This is a genomic window from Demequina aurantiaca, assembly GCF_000975135.1.
Classification (GTDB): Bacteria; Actinomycetota; Actinomycetes; order Actinomycetales; family Demequinaceae; genus Demequina; species Demequina aurantiaca.
Map to the genome: position 1 here is coordinate 167,023 of NZ_BBRF01000002.1, position 21,227 is coordinate 188,249.

Sequence of the window (21,227 nt, forward strand, 5' to 3'; positions counted from 1 at the left end):
CGGAGCTAGATCCGTTCGTGCGGCAACGCACACTCGCCGGCTTTGGCGATGAAGGTCAGCGCGCCCTTGCAGAAGCGTCGGTGGCGATTGTAGGAGTGGGCGGACTGGGGTGCCCCGCCGCGTTGTATCTCGCCGCGGCCGGCGTGGGACGCATCACGCTCATCGACTCCGACACCGTCTCCGTGACGAACCTTCATCGCCAGGTTCTGTTCGGCCCCGACGACGTGGGCGCGCGCAAGGTGGATGCCGCTGCGCGCAGACTCGCCGCCATCGCTCCCCATTGCGAGGTGATGGTGATGCCACGGCGCCTTTCCACGGCCAACGCCGCCGAGACCCTCGCGGGCCACGACGTGATCGTCGACGCCACCGATACCTTTCACGCACGCTTACTGATAGACGATGGCGCGGCTGGCTTGGGCATTCCGGTTGCCTGGGGAGCGGTGCAGGGGTGGCACGGTCAAGTGACCGCGTTCGGTGCGCGAGTGCGGCTGCGCGACGCCTTCCCCGAGGAACCCGAGTTCGACCTCGACGTGTGCGACAGCGGGCCGGTGATGGGTACGGTATGCGGGCAGGTGGCGACGGCGATGGCCACCGAAGCGATCAAGATTGCCAGCGGCGCCGGCAGCACCTTGGAGGGCCGCATCGAGGTGCTCGACGGCCGCACGGGTCGATGGCGCTCGCTCACCGTGCGCGGCTCAGAAGAGTTGGCTGACGTCGCCGGCGACGATGTTCGTTCACCCGTGGGCGGTACACGTGCGTAGCGTCGCCGAACATGTCGCCGCCGCGACCGCGCTGGTCTCCGCCTTGCCTACCGAGGAGGTCTCGCTAGGCGACGCCCTCGGTCGCGTGCTCGCAGACCCAGTGAACTCCCGCACCGACAATCCGCCATTCGATAACTCCGCGATGGATGGCTATGCGGTGCGTGGGGACGAGGTGGCCGCGGCGTCCGATTCGGCCCCGGTCGCAATGATCGTGTCCGCCGACATCCCTGCCGGATCGGGAATGCCTGACCCCCTCGCTCCGGGCACCGTCGCGCGCATCATGACGGGGGCTCCGGTGCCCGAGGGTGCCGATGCAATCGTGCCCGTGGAGCACACGGACGCGTTCGGCGGTGCAGGTGGACCGAGCACGCGTCCTCGCGGGATGGTCACCGGCACGCCTATTTCCATCGCCGTGGCGCCCGCGCTCGAGGCGCACATCCGTCGTCGCGGCGAGGACGTGCGCGAGGGCGACGAGGTGCTGCGCTCCGGAACGCGCTTGGGTCCGTGGCAGATCGCGGCCGCCGCCAGCGCGGGTGTTGCGCGGCTGACGGTCGCGCGCCGCCCTCGGGTCGCGGTGCTGGCCACCGGAGACGAGCTGACCGCCCCTGGGCAGCCGCTACCTGTCGGGAGTATCTACGACTCGAATGGGATGCTCATGACAGCCCTCGCCGCCGCTACGGGAGCCGACGTGGTAGTCCTTCCGCGCGCGGGAGACGACCCGGCGAGGCTGCTCGGGGTACTCGCTGAAGCATCGGCCGATCTGATCGTGACGTCAGGCGGTGTGAGCGTAGGCGCGTACGACGTAGTGAAGGCCGCACTCGCGAGCCGTGGCGTTGACTTTGTGCCCGTGGCGATGCAACCAGGCAAGCCCCAAGGCCTCGGAGTGTTCGACGGCACCCCCATCGTGTGTCTGCCAGGCAATCCGGTGTCCGTGGCGGTGTCCTTTGCCGTGATCGTCGCGCCGATGCTGCGGGCCATGGTGGGGGAAATCGAGCCGGAACTCGCGTACGCCGTGGCCGCGACGGGCTGGCGTTCGCCTCCCGGCCGTCAGCAGCACGTGCCAGTGCGGATCAACCCGAACGGCACCGTCGAGCCGGCAACCGGCGGGGGATCGCGCTCGCACCTGGCGGCCTCCTTGGCGCACGGTGAGGCGCTGGCGGTGGTGGCACCCGAGACAACCGAGGTTTCCGCGGGCGATACCGTGGGTTTGATGAGGAGAACATGGTGACCGAATTTACGCATCTGGACGGCGAGGGCCACGCGCGCATGGTCGACGTGACCGCCAAGCAGCCAACGATCCGCAGCGCCACTGCGCGTGGTTTTGTCGAGTGCGCACCCCACGTCGTCGCCGCCCTGCGAGACGGCTCGGTGCCCAAGGGAGACGTGCTCGCCGTGGCGCGCATCGCAGGCATCGCTGGCGCGAAGAAGACGCCCGATTTGCTGCCCCTCGCTCACGTCATCGGTGTGCACGGTGTGGTCGTGGATCTCGAGGTGAACGATCGCGGGGTCGCAATCCAGGCTACGGCGCGCACCGCGGACCGCACCGGAGTGGAGATGGAGGCCCTCACCGCGGTCAGCATCGCCGCGCTCAACGTGGTCGACATGGTCAAGGGCATGGACAAGGGCACGGCCATCGGTCGCGTGGAGCTCGTGAAGAAGACCGGGGGAAAGTCGGGAGACTGGAGCCGCGAGGCATGAGTTCTTCGACACTCGGGACGGTCAGCGCGATTGTGCTGGCCGGAGGTGCAGCGCGCAGGCTCGGTGGTGCGTCAAAGCCCGACCTGATCGTGGGTGACGACACGCTGCTCGACCTCGCGCTCGCGGCATGTGTCGTGGCCCAGGCGAGTCCCGTGGTGGTGGTGGGGCCGGAGGCGCTCGCTCGCGACGGCGTCATCGTGACTCGCGAGGAGCCGGCGGGCGGTGGCCCCGCGGCGGGGCTTGCTGCCGGGGTGGCCGCGCTCGCCGACGCGCGTGCTGACGCCATTGGTGCCGAGGATCTGATTCTTGCGCTTGCATGCGACATGCCGAACGCGGCCGATGCTGTGCCCGCCTTGCTCGAGGCCGCGCGGTCGCGTGAGAGTGACGGCGCGTGGCTGGTGGACGACACGGGCTACGCCCAGCCGCTACTTGCCGTGTACCGGGGTGAGGCATTCGCGGCTGCGCTGCAATCCGTCGCGAGCGTCACGGGAACCTCGATGAAGCAGATGACCAGCGAACTGGAAATGACCCCAGTGCTCGGATTGCACCACGCGAGTGATGACGTCGATACTTGGCAGGACGCGGACCGATGGGGTGCGCGTCCATGGCCCAGCTCGCTGGGGGAGGAATCATGACTACACCGGCACAACTTGAGTCCTGGGTGGCACGGCTCGCAGCCGAGCTCCAGATCAACCTCGAGGACCTTGATATTCAGGAACTGCTCGACGTCGCGCGTGACGCTGCGCATTCGGTAACGCGCCCGGCAGCGCCGCTGGCGACCTTCCTGGTCGGCTACGCGGCCGCCCAGCAGGGCGGGGGAGCCGATGCGGTGGCTGAGGCCTCCCGCAAGGCCAGCGCGCTGGCGCTGGCGTGGACCGAGGAGATGCCCGGCTGATGGTGACTGTCAGATTCTTTGCCGCCGCCGCCGAGGCCGCGGGTGCCGAGCAGGCGACGGTTCCAGAGGGGACGGTCGAGGATATCCGCGCACGCTTAATTGCGTCGCGTGGAGACGATCTCGCACGCGTGTGGCGTCAGTGCGCCGTGATGGTGGACGGACGTAGGGTTGCCGCCGATGAATTAGTGGCCGCAGGCTCGACCCTGGACGTTCTGCCTCCCTTCGCGGGGGGATAGTCACAGCTCCATGGCATAGTCGTTGAGCTCGATTTCGCCCGCGCCCACGGATGGATCCTTGACGGCTCCCACCAGAGAGAAGCCAGCCTTGCGGCACACGGCGTTTGATGCTGCGTTGTCGATGCGAGGGTAAGCGTGCAACAGGCAGGTCTCGCCACCCTCGCGCAGGAACTGAATCATGGTGGTGGTCGCGATTGTTGCGATACCTCGCCCGCGGTACTGAGCCTCGATCGACCAACCGCATTCGAGGGTGCGCTCGGGAATGTCAGTCCTGACCCAGTACCCCACCATTCCCACGCCTTCTGGGTGGCCCGGGATGATCACGCGAAATTGCTGGCCCAGGTGGCCGATCGGGAGCAGCAGGTAGCGTTCGTGACGCCGGTGAACCGCGGCCTCATCCTCCACTCCACCCATCTGGTCCATGAGTTCGGGGGTGTTGGCACGCCGCAAGAGATCGAGATCCTCCGGTGCATAGGGAAGTAGTTCGACATTCTCGGGCACAATGGCGGTCATCTCTTGAGTCAATCACTCGGGAGTGACACAGCCCTGGCGTAGACGACAGCGCCCACGGGATCGATGTGCATGGTCACCACGTCGCCGGGACGTGGCGCTTGGGTGCGTGCTTCCTCAAGATTCATGTCCGCGATGAGCCCGCCCGCCCAGATTCGAAGTGATTCGGCGTGGGTTTCCAGCGCCGTCACCGGCGCGGTGACCGTGTTTGCTGCCGGCTTGGCGAGACGAGCAGACGCAGGTACCACGCGTACGGAACCAGGTCGAACGGTCAGCAAGACCCCAGAGCCCACTGCAGAATCGTCCGCCAGTGCGCACGCAACCAAGGCGCCATCGGGCAGTCGAATGCCAGAATCAGTGCGCACGCCTGCGACCAGGCCGCGTCCGGCCATGCGCGCGGTGAACGGATGTTGCGGCCGTGCCAGGACGTCGCGCGTGGGGCCCGCTTCGACGATGTGCCCGTCGTGCATGACGGCGATGTCGTCTGCGAGCATCGAGGCGTCCACCACATCGTGCGTCGCGAAGATGGCTGTGCGCTCGGCGAGCACCGAGGCCAGCACCGCTCGCACCGTCTGGGCCGAGTCCACGTCGAGCGCAGCCAGCGGCTCGTCCAACAGCAGGATTTCCGGTTCGGCCGCGAGCGCCCGGGCGATCGCGACGCGCTGCGACTCGCCACCGGAGAGTTCGCGAGGGCGCGATGCCGACAGCGTCTCGGCATCGACGGCGCGCAACCATTGCAGTGCGGCCCGTCGAGCATCTGGCTTGGACGCGCCGCGGGCGCGCGCGGGGAACGCGACGTTGTCGAGCGCGCTCAGGTGGGGAAACAGCATCGGAACCTGCCCCAGTAATCCGATGGGGCGTTCGTCGGGTCGTGGCCACGTGGCGCTGCCTGGGGAGAGGTTGAACAGCTCGGCGTCGCCGAGGCTCGCGTCGCCGGAATCTGGTCGTAGGACACCGGCCAGAACACCCAGTAGCGACGACTTGCCAGACCCGTTGGCGCCCAGCAGGGCGAGCGTCCGGCCCGATTCGACCGTCAAGGTGGCGTTCAGTCCGCGTGCGGCAACGACGGCCGATGCTCGTAACCTCACCGCTCGCTCCGCCCAGAAGGGCGACGGTAGGCAAAGCCCACGATGACCAGCGCGATGATGATCAGCAGTAGCGACAACGCGACGGCGGCGTCGGGGTCCACCTCGCGCTGCAGGTAAATCTCCAAGGGCACCGTGCGGGTCACGCCCTCCAGGCTGCCCGCGAAGGTGATGGTCGCGCCAAACTCGCCGAGCGCCCGCGCGAAGCACAGCACGGTGCCCGCCACCAGCGCGGGCCACATCAGCGGCAGCGTCACCGTGCGGAACGCGTAGCCTCGCCGCGCCCCGAGCGTCGCCGCGACGCCCTCGTACGCTGCACCCTGCGCTCGCAGCGCGGATTCTAAGGTGAGCACCATGAATGGCAGCGCCACGAACGTCTGGGCCAGCACCACGGCGGTCGTGGAGAACGCGATGTCGATCCCCAGAAAGCTGAACGCGCCTCCCAGGAGCCCGCGGCGCCCGAAGGCGTAGAGTAGCGCGAGTCCACCCACCACGGGGGGGAGCACCAGCGGCACCAACACCAGCGTGCGGGCGAGTGCCTTGAAGGGAAAGTCCATTCGCGCGAGCACGATGGCCATGGGCACGCCGAGTAGGACGCACCACACGGTGGCGGCGAGCGATGTGCGCAACGACAGCCCTACCGCCGCGAGGGCGCTTGGTGAAGACACGAGGGTTCCAAAGTTTGCCCAGTCCACGCGCGTGCCCATCGCGACGAGCGGGACAAGCACGAGCAGTGCGCCGAGGATCGCGATCGGTAGCACCCAGCCAGGGACGTATCCCGCTACTCGCGCAGGGGAGGTGCGGCGACCGGTGACCCGGGCTTTGACATCGGGCATGAGTGTCATGGCGTGCCGAACCCGGCGTCCGCGAGGACTGCCTGACCCGCGGGGCTCGTGACGTAGTCGACGAATGCCTGTGCGCCGGGGTCAGCATCTGTCACGGATGCGATGGGATACGAGGTCACCGCGGCATCGGCGCCGTCAATGGGGATGCCGATCACCGCCGCGCCCGCTCGGGCGACGTCGGTGACGTAGACGATTCCGGCGTCTGCCTGCCCGGAGGTGACCTTGCCCAGTACGTCGGTTACCGAGGATTCCTCGCTGACAGGAGCGACGTCGACGCCAGTCGCCGTCTCGACCGCAAGTTCGGCGGCGCCGCACGGCACCTGGGGTGCGCACACCACGGTCGCTACTTCCGGGTTGGCAAGGTCCGCGAACGATGACACCGCTGCTGGATTATCCGCCGGCACCACGATGGTGGGCTCGTTGGTAGCAAAAATCACGGGGGGCGCGGCCGTGAGCCCAGCGTCGACGACCGACTGCATCTGTGCCTCGTTGGCCGACGCGAAGACGTCGGCGGGGGCGCCCTCGACGATCTGGGTCGCGAGGTCGGCGGAGCCGGCAAACGACATCGTGACGGCAAGTGCGGGGTTCTCGTCCTCGAAATTCTCGGCAATCTGAGCGAAGGGTTCGGTCAGGGACGCAGCGGCGAATACCGTGATGGTCTCCGAGCCGTTGTGACCGCTCGCGGTCGAGTCTGCGTTGGGAGAGCACGCGGACAGTGCAGTGCAGGCGAGCGCCGCAGAAACGAAAGTGAACGCGGCGCGACTCAATGGCCGCAGGTTCACGACCGCGCCCGGGGTTCGGCCGTCTCGACGATAACGGTCGTGGCCTTGACGACCGCGGTGGCCACCGTGCCTACCTCGAGTCCAAGGTCGCGTACCGCCTCGGAACTCATGAGCGACACCACGCGGTGAGGGCCGCACTGAAGCTCAACCTGAGCCATCACCGTGTCTGCGGTGATCGCAGTGACGATGCCGACAAACTGGTTGCGAGCGGAGCGAGATACGCCCGAGGTGTCCGCCGGCGCGACTGCATGGTCGCGCGCGAGGCGGGCGACGTACTCGCCGTCGATGAGCGCGCGTCCGGACTCATCTTTGGCCGTGGGAAGGGAGTCGGCCTCGATCCAGCGGCGCATCGTGTCGTCGCTCACGCCCACGAGTCGCGCGGCCTCGGAAATCCTCAAATGCGGCATGAAGCCCACGTTAGTGCCGCACCTGCGGACAGGCAAGCGTGAGAGGCGCAGTTAGCCGCCGATGGCGCTCATGGGGCGGTCGGGCTGCAGGAAGGCGGGGTCGTCGATATCGTGGCCGGGCTGCTTGAGCTGCAGGCACGCGGTGATGGCGGCAGCGATCGCTTCATCGTCCGACCCATCGCGCAGCAGGCCCCGGATGTCGGACTCCTTGCGGGCGAAGAGGCACGCGCGGAGTTGGCCGTCCGCGGTGAGGCGCACGCGGTCGCACGTGCCGCAGAACGGGCTGGTGACGGACGCGATGACGCCCACCGAGGCTGGCCCGCCGTCGATGTCCCACACTTGCGCGGGCGCGGCACCTCGGTCGTCGCGCTCGGTCAGCGTGTAATGTGCGGTCAGCTGGGCGAGGATCTCCTCGCCCGTCACCATCTCGTTGCGGTCCCACGTGTGCCCGGCATCCAGCGGCATCTGCTCGATGAAGCGCATCTGGTAGCCGTGGTCCACGCAGAACTGGGTGAGATCCACGATCTCGTCTTCGTTGACCCCGCGCATCGCGACGGCGTTGATCTTGATGGGGGACAGGCCCGCGGCATCGGCCGCGGCCAAACCAGCGAGCGTGTCGGTGAGACGGTCGCGCCGGGTGAGTTCCGCGAAGCGTTCGCGGCGCAAAGTGTCGAGCGAGACGTTGACGCGCGCGAGTCCTGCGTCCCGCAGCTGCGCCGCGAGGCCGGGCAAGCGAAGTCCGTTAGTGGTCAGCGACACCTCGGGGTGTCCGTGGGGTCCCTCGAGGCCCGCCATGCGCGCGACCACGTCGACCACGTCGGGGCGCAGCAGTGGTTCGCCACCGGTCAGACGAATCTCGCTGATGCCCATCTCGACGCCAACGCGCGCCACGCGCACTAACTCGTCGGTGGTCAGCATCGTATCGGCCTTGAGCCAAGGTACGCCGTCTGCGGGCATGCAGTACGTGCAACGCAGTGAGCAGCGGTCGGTCAGGCTAATGCGCAGGTCGCGGTGCACGCGGCCAAAACGATCGAGAAGTCCGTCGGTCATGAGATACCTACCCAGGTGTGCGATCCGTCGGCCAACACCTCGCGCTTCCACACGGGCAGTTCGGCCTTGATTCGTTCAACGAGCAGGCGGCACGTGTCGAAGGCCTCGGCACGGTGCGCACTCGATACTGCGGCCACAATAGCGGCCTCGCCCACGCCCAGTAAGCCGATGCGGTGGCTGACAGCGGCAGTCAACTCACCGGCGTCGTCACCACATACCTCCGCTGCGATGCGTTTGATAGTGCTCTGCGCATCGGGATGGGCCGAATAGTCAAGGTGCGTGACGCGGCCGTCAACCGACGGGTCGTGGTCGCGCACCGTACCTATGAATGACGCGATCGCACCCTGGGCGGGCCCCGTCACCGCGGTCACGTGCTCGTCAAGCGACAGCGGCGCCTCGGTGATGCGGGCCATGGCGATCAATGGTCGCCACCATCCAGTTGACTCAGCATGTGGGGGAGCAGCGGCAGGATGGTCTCGATGCCGGCCTTGGCAGAGTCGAGTGAGCCCGGCAAGTTGATGATGATGGCGTTAATCGGACCACCCGTCACTCCGGCGATGCCGCGAGACAGGGCGGCCGTTGGCACGGACTCGCCGCTGACGCGTCGCAGCATCTCGGGGATGCCCGGAATGGGGCGCGCAATGATGCTTGCGGTGGCTTCTGGGGTGAAATCGCGCGGGGCAATGCCCGTGCCACCAGTAGTGATGACCACGCGCGCGCCCGTGGCTGTCGAGGCGCGCAGTGCGCCAAGTACCGAGTCGACGCCGTCGCTGACCACTGTGTGCTCAACATCGGCGCCCACCGATTTCAGGGCATCGGCGATGGCCTTGCCACTGGTGTCTTTACGTTCCCCGCGCGAGGCGCGGTCGGACACCGTGATGACGGAACATAGGACGTCGTGAAGTTCGTCGCTCATGGTGCCAGTGTAGGAGGTACGCAGGTTTCGCGTGTCGACATCGTCGTGAGGTGGCGTTGTGGCATCAGTCGGTGCGCGTGGGTTCCCACCCACGACGGGTTGTGCGGTTTCCCGAGCGATGCGGCGACTTCTTGCGGTAGACCACATAAGGGCGCATGAGGTACTGCAGCGGCACGGAGAAGACGTGCACGAGGCGAGTGAATGGCCAGATGCAGAACAGCAGCATTCCGGCGACGGCGTGGATCTGGAAATACGCCGGCGCGGATGCCATTGCCTCCGGCTGCGGCTGGAAGATCAGGATGGACCGGAACCACACCGCAACGTCCTCACGGTAGTTGTGGCCGTCGTCAAAGATGCCCGATGCTGCCCAGGAGGTGAAGACCCCAAGCAAGATCGCGGCGCCCAGGAAGACGTACATCACCTTGTCGTTCTTGGTGGTGCGCTGGAAAACCTGCGCGGTGGTGCGTCGGCGGAAGATCAACATGATCAGGCCAATGAGCGTGGCTGCACCGGCAATCAGGCTGAGGGGCAGCGTGAGCATGTGATACGTGTGCTCGTCTAGTCCAATGGCTTCGGTCCACGTCTCCGGAATCATCAGCCCCAAAATGTGGCCAAAGAACACCGCGATTATTCCGTAGTGGAACAGCGGGCTTGCCACATGCATGATCTTGTTCTCGTACGACTGACTCGACCGAGTGGTCCAGCCGAACTTGTCATAGCGGTAGCGCCAGACCAAGCCGACGATGATGGTGGCGATCGCGACATAGGGGAACGCAATCCACAGCAGCAGGTTGAGACTAGATGGCTCAGCCACCTCTGCCGATGTCGTGGATACTTCCGCAGCCAGCAATCCAGTGACGATGATATTCATCGACGGCCTCCGAGTTCGGCAAGGTTGAGTGAGGTGGGGAACGAGTCGAGCCCCACGGTCTCCGTGGGGGGTCCCTGCTTGGCGAGTGACGCCATGCGCGCAGAGATTTCCGGGGTAATCGCGGGAAGCGTTGCGAGAACCGCATCCACAACATGCATGTACGGTGAGTTGAGGCGCTCAAGTGCGGCTCTCAACAGTCCGATGGCAACTCGATGCTCCACCAGCAGGGCATCACCCGTGAGCGAGTCTCCAACAGCCGCGAACTCGAGCACCACCGAGAGGTGATCGGGAAGCTCCGCGTCGTCTACTTCAAACCCGTGCCTGAGGTATGCCTGTTTGAAGCGCAGGATCGAGAAACCCCGGTTGCGGGTGTCGCCATCAGTCCAAAAGGTCAGATACGGCGAGGCCTTCAACTTCATGTCAAACACCGCAACATAGTTGCGCTGCATCTCATTGATGTCCGTCTTGTCGAACTCGGTGAGGAATTGGTCGAGAGAAACACGTACGGCTGCGGGCAGCTCAGGTATCACCTGCCGTATCTGTGGCAGGCGTTCCAGCAGGGCGTCGTCGGGGTACCACAGCAGCCAAGCTGCGGCGAGGCGCGAGGCCGCCGTGAGATCAGTCATCGCTCTTGCGAATCTGAGGCATACCGAGCGGTACCCCCTTGCCGTCCCAATGCGGCAGGTTGATGTCGATCGAGCCGGCCGTCGCATCGGAACGTTGGTGCGACGCTCCCTTGAGGGCATGAAAACTCTCAGCGGCGACCGGGCGAGGGGGAGCGACGGCCGTTGCAGTGCCGCCGCCCGGTCGGCCCTGGCCGCCCTCGGGAAACTGCCCAGGGCCACCCTCGCCATCGAGTGAGCATGCCAAGTCCTCCAACTCCTTTCCCGCCTCGGCGTGCGCCGACGGGATCACGTAGCGGTCCTCGTACTTGGCAATCGCGAGCAGGCGGTAGAGCTCCAGGATCTCGGTTTCGGTGAGGCCCACGCGCTGAGGCAACTCAGGGCGCAGCGGGTTGCCCACGTTCTGGTCACGCATGTATGAGCGCATGACGGACAGTGTGTCGAGTGCCCGCATCACCGGCTTGGGGTCGCCCGCAGTGAAGAGTTCCGCGAGGTACTCCATGGGAATGCGAAGCGAACGCAGCGCACCGAAGAGGTTGTCGGCGTCCTCCGCGTCGTGGCCCGTCTCGCGCAACGAGTCCACGACAGGGCTCAGCGGGGGAACGTACCAAACCATCGGCATCGTCCGGTATTCGGGGTGCAGCGGCAACGCGACGCGGAATTCCTTGGCGAGGCGGTAGACGGGGGACCGCTCGGCGGCCTCCAGCCAGTCCGCGGGGATGCCGTCGCGCCGCGCCTGCGCCTGCACTTCGGGATCGTGGGGGTCGAGAATGATGTCGAGTTGCGCCTCATAGAGGTCCTGCTCGTTGGGCGTGGCAGCCGCCTCGGCCACTCGATCCGCGTCGTAGAGGAACAACCCCAGGTAGCGCAGGCGACCCACACAGGTTTCGGAGCACACGGTGGGCTGGCCCGCCTCGATGCGCGGGTAGCACATGGTGCACTTCTCGGCCTTGCCGGTCGCGTGGTTGAAGAAAACCTTCTTGTAGGGGCAGCCGGTGACGCACATGCGCCAGCCACGGCACCCGTCCTGGTCAACCAGCACAATGCCGTCCTCTTCGCGCTTGTACATGGCGCCCGAGGGGCACGCCGACACGCAGGACGGGTTGAGGCAGTGTTCACAGATGCGCGGCAGGTAGAACATGTACGCCTGCTCAAACTCGAACTTCACGCGGTCCGTGACGTCGGCCTTGATCTTCTTGATGATGGGGTCGTTGGGGCCGGTCTCCGGCGCCCCGCCTAGATCGTCATCCCAGTTCGCGGACCACTCGATTTTCATGGGGTTGCCAGTAATCGTGGACTTGGGCTGCGCGACGGGGCTGTGTTCGCCGAGCGGCGCGGACAGCAGGTTGTCGTAGTCGTAGGTCCAGGGCTCGTAGTAGTCGCTGACCGCGGGGAGCTTGGGGTTGTTGAAGATGCTGAGCAGGCGCTTGACGCGACCACCGGACCGCAACTGCAGTTTGCCGCGCTTATTCAGCACCCAGCCGCCTTGCCATTTCTCCTGGTCCTGGTAGGTGCGCGGGTAGCCCAGGCCGGGTCGCGTCTCCACATTGTTAAACCAGGCGTACTCCATGCCGTCGCGATTGGTCCACGCCTGCTTGCAGGTCACTGAGCACGTGTGACACCCAATGCACTTGTCCAGGTTCATCACCATGCCTACTTGGGCCATGACCTTCATGAGTACTTCACCTCCTGAGATCGACGTCGTATGACTGTGACCTCGTCTCGTTGGTTGCCAGTGGGGCCGTAGTAGTTAAAGGCGAACGACAGTTGCGCGTAGCCCCCGAGCAGGTGCGTCGGCTTGATTACCAGGCGGGTGAGCGAGTTGTGAATGCCGCCGCGCTTTCCGGATTCCTCAGCAATCGGCACATCGACCAGGCGATCCTTCGCGTGGTACATGTACACGGTTCCGGCGGGCATGCGGTGAGAAACCACGGCCCGGGCGACGACCACACCGTTGCGGTTGTAGGCCTCGATCCACTCGTTGTCCTTGACCCCAATGATCTCGGCGTCCTCCACACTCATCCAGATGTCTGGACCGCCTCGAGACAGCGACAGCATGTACTGGTTGTCTTGGTAGTTCGAGTGAATCGACCACTTCGAGTGCGGGGTGAGGTACCTGACGGTGACCTCCTTGCCTTGACCCGTCTTGGAATCTCCGGAAATGCGATGCATATTGAGCGGGGGTCGATACGTGGGCAGATTCTCTCCCAGTTCCGACATCCAGTCGTGGTCAAGGAAGAAGTGCTGGCGACCGGTCAGGGTGTGCCATGGCTTGAGGCGCTCGACGTTGATCGCGAACGCCGTGTAGCGCCTGCCGCCGTGCTCGCTGCCCGACCACTCGGGGCTGGTAATGACCGGCACCGGCCGGGCCTGGGTGTCCGCAAAGGTGATGCGCTTGCCCTCGTTGTCGAGCGCGAGATCGGCCATTCCTTGGCCGGTGCGTTTCTCCTGATTGCGGAAGCCGTCGACGGCCATCCGACCGTTGGTTGTACCTGACAGTGCCAGAATCGTCTCGCAGGCGTGGACGGACGTCGCTAGGGACGGTCGTCCGGCGGCCACGCCGGTAGGGATCACGCCATTGATCTTGCCCAGCAATTCCACCTCGGGGGTGGGGTCAAACTTGACCCCCTTGGTCATCAGGCCCAAACCTTCGGTGAGCGGACCAAGGGCCGACATCTTGTCCGCGACCGCGGTGTAGTCGCGCTCGACCACAATGAATTTGGGGGCGGTCTTGCCGGGAATGATGTCAACCTCACCCTCGCGCCAGTCCTTCACGACGCCGCTGGGCAGCGCCATAGCGTCCGGGGTGTCGTGCAGCAGGGGAGCCGTGACCAGGTCGTGCCTGGTATCGAGGTGCCCCCGCGCGAGTTCACTGAAGGAGCGCGCAATTTCCTGGAACGTGTCGTAGTCGCTCTTGGTCTCCCAAGGTGGGCTAATCGCCGGGGTAAACGCGTGAATGAACGGATGCATGTCCGTGGTGGAGAGGTCGTGCTTCTCGTACCACGTGGCCGCGGGGAAGAGGATGTCGGAGTAGAGGCCTGTGGAGGTCATGCGGTAATCCATGCTGACCAGCAAGTCGAGCTTGCCCTGGCCAGATTCCCGCCACCTGACCTCCTCGGGGCGTTCGTCCTCCTCCAATTCCGAGGCCCTGATAGAACTATCGGTCCCCAGCAGGTGATGGAGGAAGAATTCGTTGCCCTTGGCGGAGGAGCCCACCAGGTTGGCACGCCACACGGTGAGGACGCGGGGCCAGTTTTCCTCGGCATCGGGGTCCTCGATGGCGAAGTTGACCTCGCCGGACGTGAGTTTCTCCTTCATGTACTCGCCCGGGGCTTGGCCCGAGGCCTTGATTGCATCGCCGAGGTCGAGGGAGTTCGCGTTGAGCGACGGAAAGGAGGGCATCCAACCCGAACGCGCTGCCTGCGCGAGGGTGCCCATGGTCGACTTGTTCGCAAAGCGGTTCTCGCCCAATGGGGACGACAGTGCGTCGGGACTCAAGCGGTCGTAGCGCCACTGGCCGGTATTCACGTAGGACCACGCGGTGGTATTCATGTGACGCGGCGGCCGAGTCCAGTCGAGCGCGTTTGCCACCGTTGCCCAACCGGTAACGGGCCGGCACTTCTCTTGACCCACGTAGTGCGCCCAGCCACCACCATTGACGCCCTGGCAACCGGTCATCGTGATGAGGGACAAGAACGTGCGGTAGGTCTCATCCGAGTGGAACCAGTGGTTGGTGCCTGCCCCCAGGATGATCATGGAGCGACCACCGGAATCCTCGGCGTTCTGCGCGAACTCGCGGCCCACGCGCTCTGCCATCGACGCGGGTACTCCCGTGATCTCTTCCTGCCACGCGGGCGTGTAAGGGGAGAGATCGTCGTAGCCGGTGGGCCACTCACCGGGTAGGCCCTCGCGGCCCACACCATATTGCGCCAGCGTGAGGTCGTACACGGTGGTGACGAGGCGCTCTCCGCCGACAGTCTCGAGCCTCGCCGCCGGTACGCCGCGGTGGTGGACACCGCCACGCTCGCCGTCGGACTGCTCCACGTCGAAGCGCGGCAGCAGCAGCTCGGCAGTCTCAGTGCCGGACGCTTCAAACAACGACAGCGCAGGGTCCACGCCCTCGAGGTCGAGGTTCCACTTGCCTTCGCCCTCGTCGCCAAAGCGGTGGCCAAGCGAGCCGTTGGGCACGTGGGGACGGCCCGTAGCGGAGTCGATGAGCACCGTTTTGAACTCGGCGTTCTCGCTGGTATCGCCCAAGTCTGCCGCGGTCACAAACTTGTCGGGAACCCAGGCGCCGTCCTTCTCCTTTAGCGTGACGAGGTAGGGGAAGTCGCTGTAGCGCTTGACGTAGTCCACAAATCGCGGGACCTGCCGGTCAACGTAGAACTCCTTGAGCATGACGTGGCCCATGGCCATCGCGAGCGCACCATCCGTGCCGGGGTGCGGGCTCATCCACTCATCCGCAAACTTAGTGTTGTCCGCATAGTCGGGGGAAACGGTGACGACCTTCTGCCCCCGGTAGCGAGCCTCGGCCATGAAGTGGGCATCGGGCGTACGGGTGACGGGCACATTGGCGCCCCACATGATCAGGTACGAGGAGTTGAACCAGTCTGCGGACTCGGGAACGTCGGTCTGATCGCCAAAGACCTGAGGTGAGGCCACCGGAAGGTCGGCGTACCAGTCGTAGAAGGACAGCATCGAGCCGCCCACGAGCGAGATGAATCGTGAGCCGGCGGCGTGCGATGCCATCGACATGGCGGGGATGGGCGAGAAGCCAAAGATTCGGTCCGGGCCGTACTTTTTAGCGGTGTGCACGTGAGCAGCCGCGACGATTTCCTTGGCCTCAGACCACGACGCGCGGACCAGTCCACCCTTGCCGCGGGCCTTCTGATACTTCATTCGGGCTTTGGAGTCGTCGACGATGGAGGCCCAGGCGTCGACGGGGTCGGGGAAGCGCTTCTTGGCCTCGCGGTAGGCCTCGAGCAGGACGCCGCGGATGTAGGGGTATTTCACTCGCGTGGGTGAATACGTGTACCACGAGAATGCCGCGCCTCGCGGGCAGCCGCGTGGTTCGTACTCGGGGCTATCGGCACCGACCGAGGGGTAGTCGGTCTGTTGGGTCTCCCAGGTAATCACGCCGTCCTTGACGTACACCTTCCAGGAACAGGAGCCGGTGCAGTTCACGCCGTGCGTGCTACGCACAATCTTGTCGTGGCTCCACCGGTCGCGGTAGAACGTGTCCGCGTCGCGCCCTCCCTGGTGAGTGACGGTGCGCAGGTCGGGGGAGACGTCGCCCCTTTGGAGGAAGCGACCCGCGTTCACCAGGAACGTGCTCGCTAGAGGGCTTTCGGACTCGTGAACCGTGGTCATCGTTGCATCCCTAATCAAGTTTCGTGATGGTGCAAAAAGCTGACTAGTCCTGGCGCCGCAATTGCCGCCCGGGCCACCTTCCTCCAAGTACGTGTCTACCAGACCCTAGCGGCTACCGCAGTGCCAAAACGCGCCGCGTGCCGCCGTTGATTTTCGCCACGCTCTCGTTGGCATAATGTCAGCAACAGGCCAGGTATTGGCCGGGACCTTAGTCCCGACACGAATGGCCGGTCGGTGCTATTTTTGGATCTACATGGCATCTCTCAGAGGCATCGGTGCCTCGACTTCCGCGAAAGGTTTCCCCGATGACCGCGACCGCGCCAGCACCCAAGGTTCCGAACCGAACAGGCAAGGAATGGCTCCAGGATTGGGATCCCGAGGGGCCCAATTGGGACAAGAAACTCGCATGGCGCACGTTGTGGATCACCACCTTCAACCTCACGCTGTGCTTCATTGCGTGGTTCCTGGTGTCCGCCATCGCGCCGGTCCTCAACGACCTCGGCTTTGACCTCACGCAGAGCCAGCTCTACTGGCTGACCGCGATGCCGGGCCTCGCGGGTGGCTTCTTGCGCCTGGTGTGGATGTTCCTGCCGCCGGTCCTTGGAACGCGCAAGATGGTCACCTTCACGACCATCCTGCTGCTCGTGCCGTTCATCGGTTGGGCTATTGCCGTCCAGAATCCGGACACTCCCTACTTCGCCCTCATCTTGCTCGCCCTCTTCGCGGGAATCGGCGGTGGAGCGTTCTCGGGCTTCATGCCGAGCACCAGCTACTTCTTCCCCAAGAAGAAGGCCGGAACTGCGCTCGGTGTGCAGGCCGGCGTCGGTAACTTTGGCGTTTCCGTTGTCCAGATCGCCACCCCGTGGATCGTTGGCATCATGCTCCTCGGCGGTGCTTTCGCCACCCAAATCGGTGGCTCACAACAATTGACCGACGCCGCGACGGGTGCCACCCGTGAGGTGTGGTACCAGAACGCTGGTTACGCATGGGTGCCGCTCACCATCATCGGCGCGATCGCCGCGTGGTTCATGCTCAAGTCCATCCCGATGCAGGTGCGCGGCGTCAAGGACCAACTCGACATCTTCAAGAACAAGCACACCTGGAACATGACGGTGCTGTACGTCGTGACATTTGGCGCGTTCTCCGGCTTCGCGGCCGTCTTTGGTCTGCTGATCGACAACATCTACGGAACCGGCGTCTTTGGTGACGACGGCATTAACCCCCTGCAGTACGCATTCCTCGGCGCCCTCGTGGGTTCCGCGGCCCGCGTCCTCGCTGGACCTGTGTCTGACAAACTCGGTGGCGCGCCTGTGACGCTGGTCTCGTGCCTCGGTACTGGCGCTGCCTGTGTGTTCACGGCGTTCCAACTCAATCCCACGTCGGCCTCAGACTTCCCGATGTTCCTGTGGGGCATGCTGGCCATCTTCTTCTTCTCGGGAATCGGCAACGCCTCTACGTTCAAGCAGATGCCGTCAATCTTCCACCCCCGTCAGGCCGGTGGCGTGATTGGATTCACCGCAGCCATCGCAGCGTTCGGGCCGTTCTTCTTCTCGATCATCCTGGCGTCGTCCGCATCGATCACTCTGTACATCTACTGGGCAGTGATCTCCTTTATTGGGGTAGGCATCACGTGGTGGTTCTACGCACGCAAGGGCGCGGAGATGCCGTCCTAGCGGATCGGTCCGTGAGGACGGCGCGCCCATAATGGCGCTTGAAACTCCCTGGTCACGCATGAGAAACAGGGCGTTGTTAGTGTGGAAGGCATGACGCCAGACTCACTGCACACGCCCTGGACTGGGTATTCGCCCCAGGCCGCCTGGGATGAAGCTGTCGATGTGCACGGCAAGGTACGCGAGCCGTATGCACGGGTTTATGCCGAGATCGACCGCATGTCCGGGGACGACCTCTATGCCCGCGCCGAGGCGCTAGCGAGCACATACCTCGCGCAGGGTGTCACGTTCGACCACGCGGGCGAGGAGCGGCCCTTTCCGCTCGACATCGTGCCGCGCGTGATCGGCGCCGACGAGTGGGACATCATTTCTCCTGGGGTTGCTCAGCGCGTGAAGACTCTTGAGGCATTTCTGGCCGACGTGTACGGCTCGCAGCGTTGCGTCACCGACGGCATCGTGCCGCGCAAGCTCATCGCATCGTCGCAGTATTTTTATCGCTCCGTTGCTGGAGTCGATCCCGCGAATGGCGTGCGTGTGCACGTTTCGGGCATCGACCTAGTCCGCGACCAACACGGCATCTGGCGTGTCCTCGAAGACAACGTGCGCGTCCCGTCCGGAGTCAGCTATGTGTTGTCCAACCGACGCGCGATGTCCCAGATGTTCCCGGACATGTTTGGGGCGATGGGAGTGCGCCCCGTCCTTGAGTACTCGCAGCGACTGCGCTCAGCACTCGCGAAGGCTGCGCCCGAGGACGTTGACGATCCCACCATCGTGGTTCTCACGCCCGGTGTCTTCAACTCGGCGTACTACGAGCACTCGCTGCTTGCGCGCACCATGGGCGTCGAGCTCGTCGAGGGCCGCGACCTCGAGACACATAATGGCCGGGTCTACATGCGCACCACCGCTGGTCGACGCCGCGTGGATGTCATCTACCGTCGCATCGACGACGACTACCTGGATCCCATCGCGTTCCGACCGGATTCGACGCTGGGCGCCCCCGGCCTGATCAACGCCGCGCGCATGGGTAACGTCACCATCGCGAACGCCGTGGGTAATGGCGTCGCGGATGACAAGCTCATCTACACCTACATGCCGGACCTCACCAGGTATTACCTGGGCGAGGAGCCGATTCTGCCCAATGTTGACACGTGGCGTCTTGAAGAACCTGAGGCCCGCGAGGAGGTCATGGATCGCCTGCACGAACTGGTCGTCAAGCCCGTCGACGGTGCCGGAGGTAAGGGCGTGACGATCGGCCCCAAGGTGTCCAAGGCGGAACTCGAGGCCGTGCGCAAGCAGATTCTCACTGATCCCCGCGGCTGGGTCGCACAGCCCGTCGTTCAATTGTCTACCGTGCCAACGCTGACTGACGAGGGACTCGACCCCCGTCACGTGGATCTGCGACCCTTCGCCATCAACGACGGCGATGACGTGTGGGTCCTCCCTGGCGGCCTCACTCGAGTGGCGCTCGCGAAGGGGCAGCTCATCGTGAACTCCTCCCAGGGCGGCGGGTCCAAGGACACCTGGGTACTCGGTGGAGTGCGTCACCGTGGCACCGCGCAGCCACCCCCCGAGGCGCGCGTGGAGTTCTCCGGCATCGGCTCCGTACCGCAGGCCTCGCATCCGGAGGACTATGCCGCCGGCCAGGAACAGCAGCAACAGCAACAGCAGCAGGGCGAGCCGACGGCAACCGCTCAGTCGGACGATGCTGCCGAACACGTGGGTGCCAACGGCCACGACGGAGGTGCGGTCTGATGCTGAGTCGTATCGCAGAATCACTGTTCTGGATTGGTCGCTACGTGGAGCGCGCGGACAACACCGCCCGACTGCTGGACGTGCACCTCAATGTGTTGCTCGAGGACCCTTGGGTCGACGAGCCCAGTGCCAATGCTTCGATCCTGGCGGTCATGAATTGCGAGTTCGACGGGCCGGTGTCCCGTTCCGACGTGCTGGCGACCCTGGCCTTCGATCGTGACCGTTCGTCATCGATTGCGGGCACGATGGCGGCCGCCCGCGAGAACGCCCGCCGTGCCCGCGAGGTCATCTCCACCGAGGTGTGGGAGAGCCTCAACATGACCCGCAATCAACTGCCGCGTTGGTCGCAGGCGTCGCGGCCCCACGAGTACTTTGTCTGGGTGCGCGAACGCGCGGCAGTGGTGTGGGGCCTGTCGAGCGCAACAACTTCCCGCGATGACGCCTGGCACTTCATGGAACTGGGCCGTTCACTTGAGCGGGCCGACATGATCGCGCGGTTGCTGATGACTCGCAGTCTTGAGGGCACCACAGGTCCCAACTGGACCACGCTGCTACGCACCTGTTCAGCGCACGAGGCGTACTTGCGCACCGTGCGTGCACTCGTGACCGAGGAGCGAGCGGCGGAGTTCCTCCTGATAGACCGACTGTTCCCACGCTCGATTGCGTACAACCTGGACCGGGCGGAAACCATCCTGAGCGAGATCGACGGGGCGGGCGCAAGCAGAGCGCTGGCCGACCGCGCCCGTCTCGCCTTGGGGCGCGCCAGGACCAACCTCGAATACCGTGACGTCGGCGAAATCCTTGCCGACCTACCCGCTCAGATGCGCGAGGTGCAGAAGGCGTGCGCCACGGCATCGGACCTTATCCGTGACCGCTACTTCCTGCCCGCGTCGACGGTCATGTGGAGCCAGGAGGCCCTGTGAGTACCTTGCGCATCGAACACCGCACCGCGTTCCAATACGCTGAGCCGGTGGTGTCGTCGTACAACGAGGCACGCCTGACCCCCGCGTGGCTGCCACGCCAGCGCGTGCTCGAGTCAAACATCGAGATCTCGCCGCTGTCCTGGCGAACCGCCTACCGCGACTACTGGGAGAGTGACGTCACGGTCTTCGAGATCACTCAGCCGCACACGTCCTTGACGGTGACCAACCGGTCCCTCGTGGAGATCTTGCCGCAAAACTACCGTGAGGAGCGCGCAGATTGGGATGCGTTGAATGGTCCGCGTTTTCAGGACCTGTTGTGTGAGTACCTGTCACTGACTCCCGTGACCCGTCCCACTGATGAACTGCTGGAATTCGCCAAGCAGTCGGCTCGTACGCTCGACCCCGATGCCGCCGCGCGGCAGATCTGTGACTACCTTCACGACCAGGTGAACTACGTACCAGGCGTGACGAACGTCCACACCCCAGCGGCCGATGCTTGGGCAGCCAGGTCCGGTGTCTGCCAGGATTTTGCTCACCTCGCGATTGGCGCGCTGCGTTCCGTGGGCATCCCGGCACGCTACGTGTCTGGCTACCTGCACCCCAAGAAGGATGCGGAGATCGGAGAAACGGTCAGCGGCGAGTCACACGCGTGGGTGGAGTGGTGGAGCGGCGATTGGTTCGGTTACGACCCCACCAACGCTTCGGAAGTGGGAGATCACCACGTGATTGTGGCGCGTGCCCGTGAATATCGCGACGTGCCGCCGCTGTCTGGTGTGGTCGCCGGCACCACCACGGATCTGAACGTCACCGTGAAGGTGACCACGGTTTCCTAG

22 protein-coding genes are annotated in these 21,227 nt (G+C 65.0%); 10 read left to right on the forward strand and 12 right to left on the reverse strand.

Features of this window, described 5'->3' with window-relative positions; genetic code table 11:
- Positions 1–17 precede the first annotated feature (17 nt).
- From AOP73_RS09210 to AOP73_RS09235, 6 genes are read left to right on the forward strand one after another with little or no spacing between them, the layout of a single operon-like run.
- Entirely contained in the window at positions 18–761 is a 744-nt protein-coding gene (locus tag AOP73_RS09210) for a HesA/MoeB/ThiF family protein (RefSeq protein WP_160295466.1), read from the forward strand.
- On the forward strand, positions 754–1,989 hold the full coding sequence (locus AOP73_RS09215; RefSeq protein ID WP_061965238.1) for a molybdopterin molybdotransferase MoeA: 1,236 nt from the start codon (positions 754–756) through the stop codon (positions 1,987–1,989). The genes AOP73_RS09210 and AOP73_RS09215 overlap by 8 nt, the downstream gene beginning before the upstream one ends.
- On the forward strand, positions 1,983–2,459 hold the full coding sequence (gene moaC / locus AOP73_RS09220; protein WP_061965240.1) for a cyclic pyranopterin monophosphate synthase MoaC: 477 nt from the start codon (positions 1,983–1,985) through the stop codon (positions 2,457–2,459). The genes AOP73_RS09215 and moaC overlap by 7 nt, the downstream gene beginning before the upstream one ends.
- Complete coding sequence (gene mobA / locus AOP73_RS09225) at positions 2,456–3,094, forward strand: molybdenum cofactor guanylyltransferase (RefSeq protein WP_061965242.1); 639 nt, start codon at positions 2,456–2,458, stop codon at positions 3,092–3,094. Before moaC ends, mobA begins: the two co-directional genes overlap by 4 nt.
- Positions 3,091–3,354: a DUF6457 domain-containing protein gene (locus tag AOP73_RS12135; RefSeq protein WP_061965244.1), complete on the forward strand. Its 264-nt coding sequence runs from the start codon at positions 3,091–3,093 to the stop codon at positions 3,352–3,354. The genes mobA and AOP73_RS12135 overlap by 4 nt, the downstream gene beginning before the upstream one ends.
- Positions 3,354–3,590 (forward strand): MoaD/ThiS family protein, encoded by a 237-nt coding sequence (locus AOP73_RS09235; protein WP_061965245.1) that lies wholly within the window; start codon positions 3,354–3,356, stop codon positions 3,588–3,590. The genes AOP73_RS12135 and AOP73_RS09235 overlap by 1 nt, the downstream gene beginning before the upstream one ends.
- Here AOP73_RS09235 and AOP73_RS09240 read toward each other — a convergent pair whose 3' ends face one another.
- The 12 genes from AOP73_RS09240 to AOP73_RS09295 all read right to left on the reverse strand — a co-directional run bounded on the left by AOP73_RS09240 (position 3,591) and on the right by AOP73_RS09295 (position 16,049).
- Positions 3,591–4,103, reverse strand: a complete 513-nt coding sequence (locus AOP73_RS09240; RefSeq protein ID WP_061965248.1) for a GNAT family N-acetyltransferase — start codon at positions 4,101–4,103, stop codon at positions 3,591–3,593.
- Between the two features lie 8 nt (positions 4,104–4,111).
- Entirely contained in the window at positions 4,112–5,188 is a 1,077-nt protein-coding gene (locus AOP73_RS09245) for a sulfate/molybdate ABC transporter ATP-binding protein (protein ID WP_061965250.1), read from the reverse strand.
- On the reverse strand, positions 5,185–6,021 hold the full coding sequence (locus AOP73_RS09250; RefSeq protein WP_061965693.1) for an ABC transporter permease: 837 nt from the start codon (positions 6,019–6,021) through the stop codon (positions 5,185–5,187). The genes AOP73_RS09245 and AOP73_RS09250 overlap by 4 nt, the downstream gene beginning before the upstream one ends.
- Positions 6,022–6,026: 5 nt before the next feature.
- A complete protein-coding gene (modA, locus tag AOP73_RS09255) occupies positions 6,027–6,797 on the reverse strand; it encodes a molybdate ABC transporter substrate-binding protein (RefSeq protein WP_061965691.1) in 771 nt (256 codons plus the stop codon).
- An 11-nt stretch (positions 6,798–6,808) separates the two neighbouring features.
- The gene (locus AOP73_RS09260; protein ID WP_061965695.1) at positions 6,809–7,219 is read right to left on the reverse strand and encodes a TOBE domain-containing protein; all 411 of its coding nucleotides are present in this window, start codon (positions 7,217–7,219) and stop codon (positions 6,809–6,811) included.
- 51 nt (positions 7,220–7,270) lie between these two features.
- Positions 7,271–8,269 (reverse strand): GTP 3',8-cyclase MoaA, encoded by a 999-nt coding sequence (gene moaA, locus AOP73_RS09265; RefSeq protein WP_061965252.1) that lies wholly within the window; start codon positions 8,267–8,269, stop codon positions 7,271–7,273.
- Positions 8,266–8,682 (reverse strand): molybdenum cofactor biosynthesis protein MoaE, encoded by a 417-nt coding sequence (locus AOP73_RS09270; RefSeq protein WP_061965255.1) that lies wholly within the window; start codon positions 8,680–8,682, stop codon positions 8,266–8,268. Before AOP73_RS09270 ends, moaA begins: the two co-directional genes overlap by 4 nt.
- A gap of 5 nt (positions 8,683–8,687) precedes the next feature.
- Positions 8,688–9,185 carry a MogA/MoaB family molybdenum cofactor biosynthesis protein gene (locus AOP73_RS09275; protein WP_061965697.1) on the reverse strand — a complete coding sequence of 166 codons (498 nt, stop codon included), beginning with the start codon at positions 9,183–9,185 and terminating at the stop codon, positions 8,688–8,690.
- Between the two features lie 64 nt (positions 9,186–9,249).
- On the reverse strand, positions 9,250–10,056 hold the full coding sequence (narI, locus tag AOP73_RS09280) for a respiratory nitrate reductase subunit gamma (RefSeq protein ID WP_084626771.1): 807 nt from the start codon (positions 10,054–10,056) through the stop codon (positions 9,250–9,252).
- Positions 10,053–10,682, reverse strand: coding sequence for a nitrate reductase molybdenum cofactor assembly chaperone (gene narJ / locus AOP73_RS09285; RefSeq protein ID WP_061965257.1), 630 nt, complete (start codon positions 10,680–10,682; stop codon positions 10,053–10,055). Before narJ ends, narI begins: the two co-directional genes overlap by 4 nt.
- Positions 10,675–12,354: a nitrate reductase subunit beta gene (gene narH, locus AOP73_RS09290; protein WP_061965259.1), complete on the reverse strand. Its 1,680-nt coding sequence runs from the start codon at positions 12,352–12,354 to the stop codon at positions 10,675–10,677. The genes narJ and narH overlap by 8 nt, the downstream gene beginning before the upstream one ends.
- Positions 12,351–16,049, reverse strand: coding sequence for a nitrate reductase subunit alpha (locus tag AOP73_RS09295; RefSeq protein ID WP_061965261.1), 3,699 nt, complete (start codon positions 16,047–16,049; stop codon positions 12,351–12,353). The genes narH and AOP73_RS09295 overlap by 4 nt, the downstream gene beginning before the upstream one ends.
- Before the next feature lie 305 nt (positions 16,050–16,354).
- On the opposite strand from AOP73_RS09295, the gene AOP73_RS09300 reads away from it, so the two are divergent.
- The 4 genes from AOP73_RS09300 (at position 16,355) to AOP73_RS09315 (ending at position 21,227) form a co-directional block, all read left to right on the forward strand.
- Entirely contained in the window at positions 16,355–17,722 is a 1,368-nt protein-coding gene (locus AOP73_RS09300; protein WP_061965263.1) for an MFS transporter, read from the forward strand.
- Between the two features lie 90 nt (positions 17,723–17,812).
- Positions 17,813–19,471, forward strand: a complete 1,659-nt coding sequence (locus tag AOP73_RS09305) for a circularly permuted type 2 ATP-grasp protein (protein ID WP_084626773.1) — start codon at positions 17,813–17,815, stop codon at positions 19,469–19,471.
- Complete coding sequence (locus AOP73_RS09310) at positions 19,471–20,394, forward strand: alpha-E domain-containing protein (protein WP_061965265.1); 924 nt, start codon at positions 19,471–19,473, stop codon at positions 20,392–20,394. The genes AOP73_RS09305 and AOP73_RS09310 overlap by 1 nt, the downstream gene beginning before the upstream one ends.
- A complete protein-coding gene (locus AOP73_RS09315) occupies positions 20,391–21,227 on the forward strand; it encodes a transglutaminase family protein (protein ID WP_061965267.1) in 837 nt (278 codons plus the stop codon). The genes AOP73_RS09310 and AOP73_RS09315 overlap by 4 nt, the downstream gene beginning before the upstream one ends.

Bases quoted from the DNA above. Each gene is read 5' to 3' on its own strand.
- moaC (WP_061965240.1), top strand. From the start codon at position 1,983: ATGGTGACCGAATTTACGCATCTGGACGGCGAGGGCCACGCGCGCATG.
- mobA (WP_061965242.1), top strand. From the start codon at position 2,456: ATGAGTTCTTCGACACTCGGGACGGTCAGCGCGATTGTGCTGGCCGGA.
- AOP73_RS12135 (WP_061965244.1), top strand. From the start codon at position 3,091: ATGACTACACCGGCACAACTTGAGTCCTGGGTGGCACGGCTCGCAGCC.
- AOP73_RS09235 (WP_061965245.1), top strand. From the start codon at position 3,354: ATGGTGACTGTCAGATTCTTTGCCGCCGCCGCCGAGGCCGCGGGTGCC.
- AOP73_RS09240 (WP_061965248.1), bottom strand. From the start codon at position 4,103: ATGACCGCCATTGTGCCCGAGAATGTCGAACTACTTCCCTATGCACCG.
- AOP73_RS09250 (WP_061965693.1), bottom strand. From the start codon at position 6,021: ATGCCCGATGTCAAAGCCCGGGTCACCGGTCGCCGCACCTCCCCTGCG.
- AOP73_RS09260 (WP_061965695.1), bottom strand. From the start codon at position 7,219: ATGCCGCATTTGAGGATTTCCGAGGCCGCGCGACTCGTGGGCGTGAGC.
- moaA (WP_061965252.1), bottom strand. From the start codon at position 8,269: ATGACCGACGGACTTCTCGATCGTTTTGGCCGCGTGCACCGCGACCTG.
- AOP73_RS09270 (WP_061965255.1), bottom strand. From the start codon at position 8,682: ATGGCCCGCATCACCGAGGCGCCGCTGTCGCTTGACGAGCACGTGACC.
- AOP73_RS09275 (WP_061965697.1), bottom strand. From the start codon at position 9,185: ATGAGCGACGAACTTCACGACGTCCTATGTTCCGTCATCACGGTGTCC.
- narI (WP_084626771.1), bottom strand. From the start codon at position 10,056: ATGAATATCATCGTCACTGGATTGCTGGCTGCGGAAGTATCCACGACA.
- narJ (WP_061965257.1), bottom strand. From the start codon at position 10,682: ATGACTGATCTCACGGCGGCCTCGCGCCTCGCCGCAGCTTGGCTGCTG.
- narH (WP_061965259.1), bottom strand. From the start codon at position 12,354: ATGAAGGTCATGGCCCAAGTAGGCATGGTGATGAACCTGGACAAGTGC.
- AOP73_RS09295 (WP_061965261.1), bottom strand. From the start codon at position 16,049: ATGACCACGGTTCACGAGTCCGAAAGCCCTCTAGCGAGCACGTTCCTG.
- AOP73_RS09300 (WP_061965263.1), top strand. From the start codon at position 16,355: ATGACCGCGACCGCGCCAGCACCCAAGGTTCCGAACCGAACAGGCAAG.
- AOP73_RS09305 (WP_084626773.1), top strand. From the start codon at position 17,813: ATGACGCCAGACTCACTGCACACGCCCTGGACTGGGTATTCGCCCCAG.
- AOP73_RS09310 (WP_061965265.1), top strand. From the start codon at position 19,471: ATGCTGAGTCGTATCGCAGAATCACTGTTCTGGATTGGTCGCTACGTG.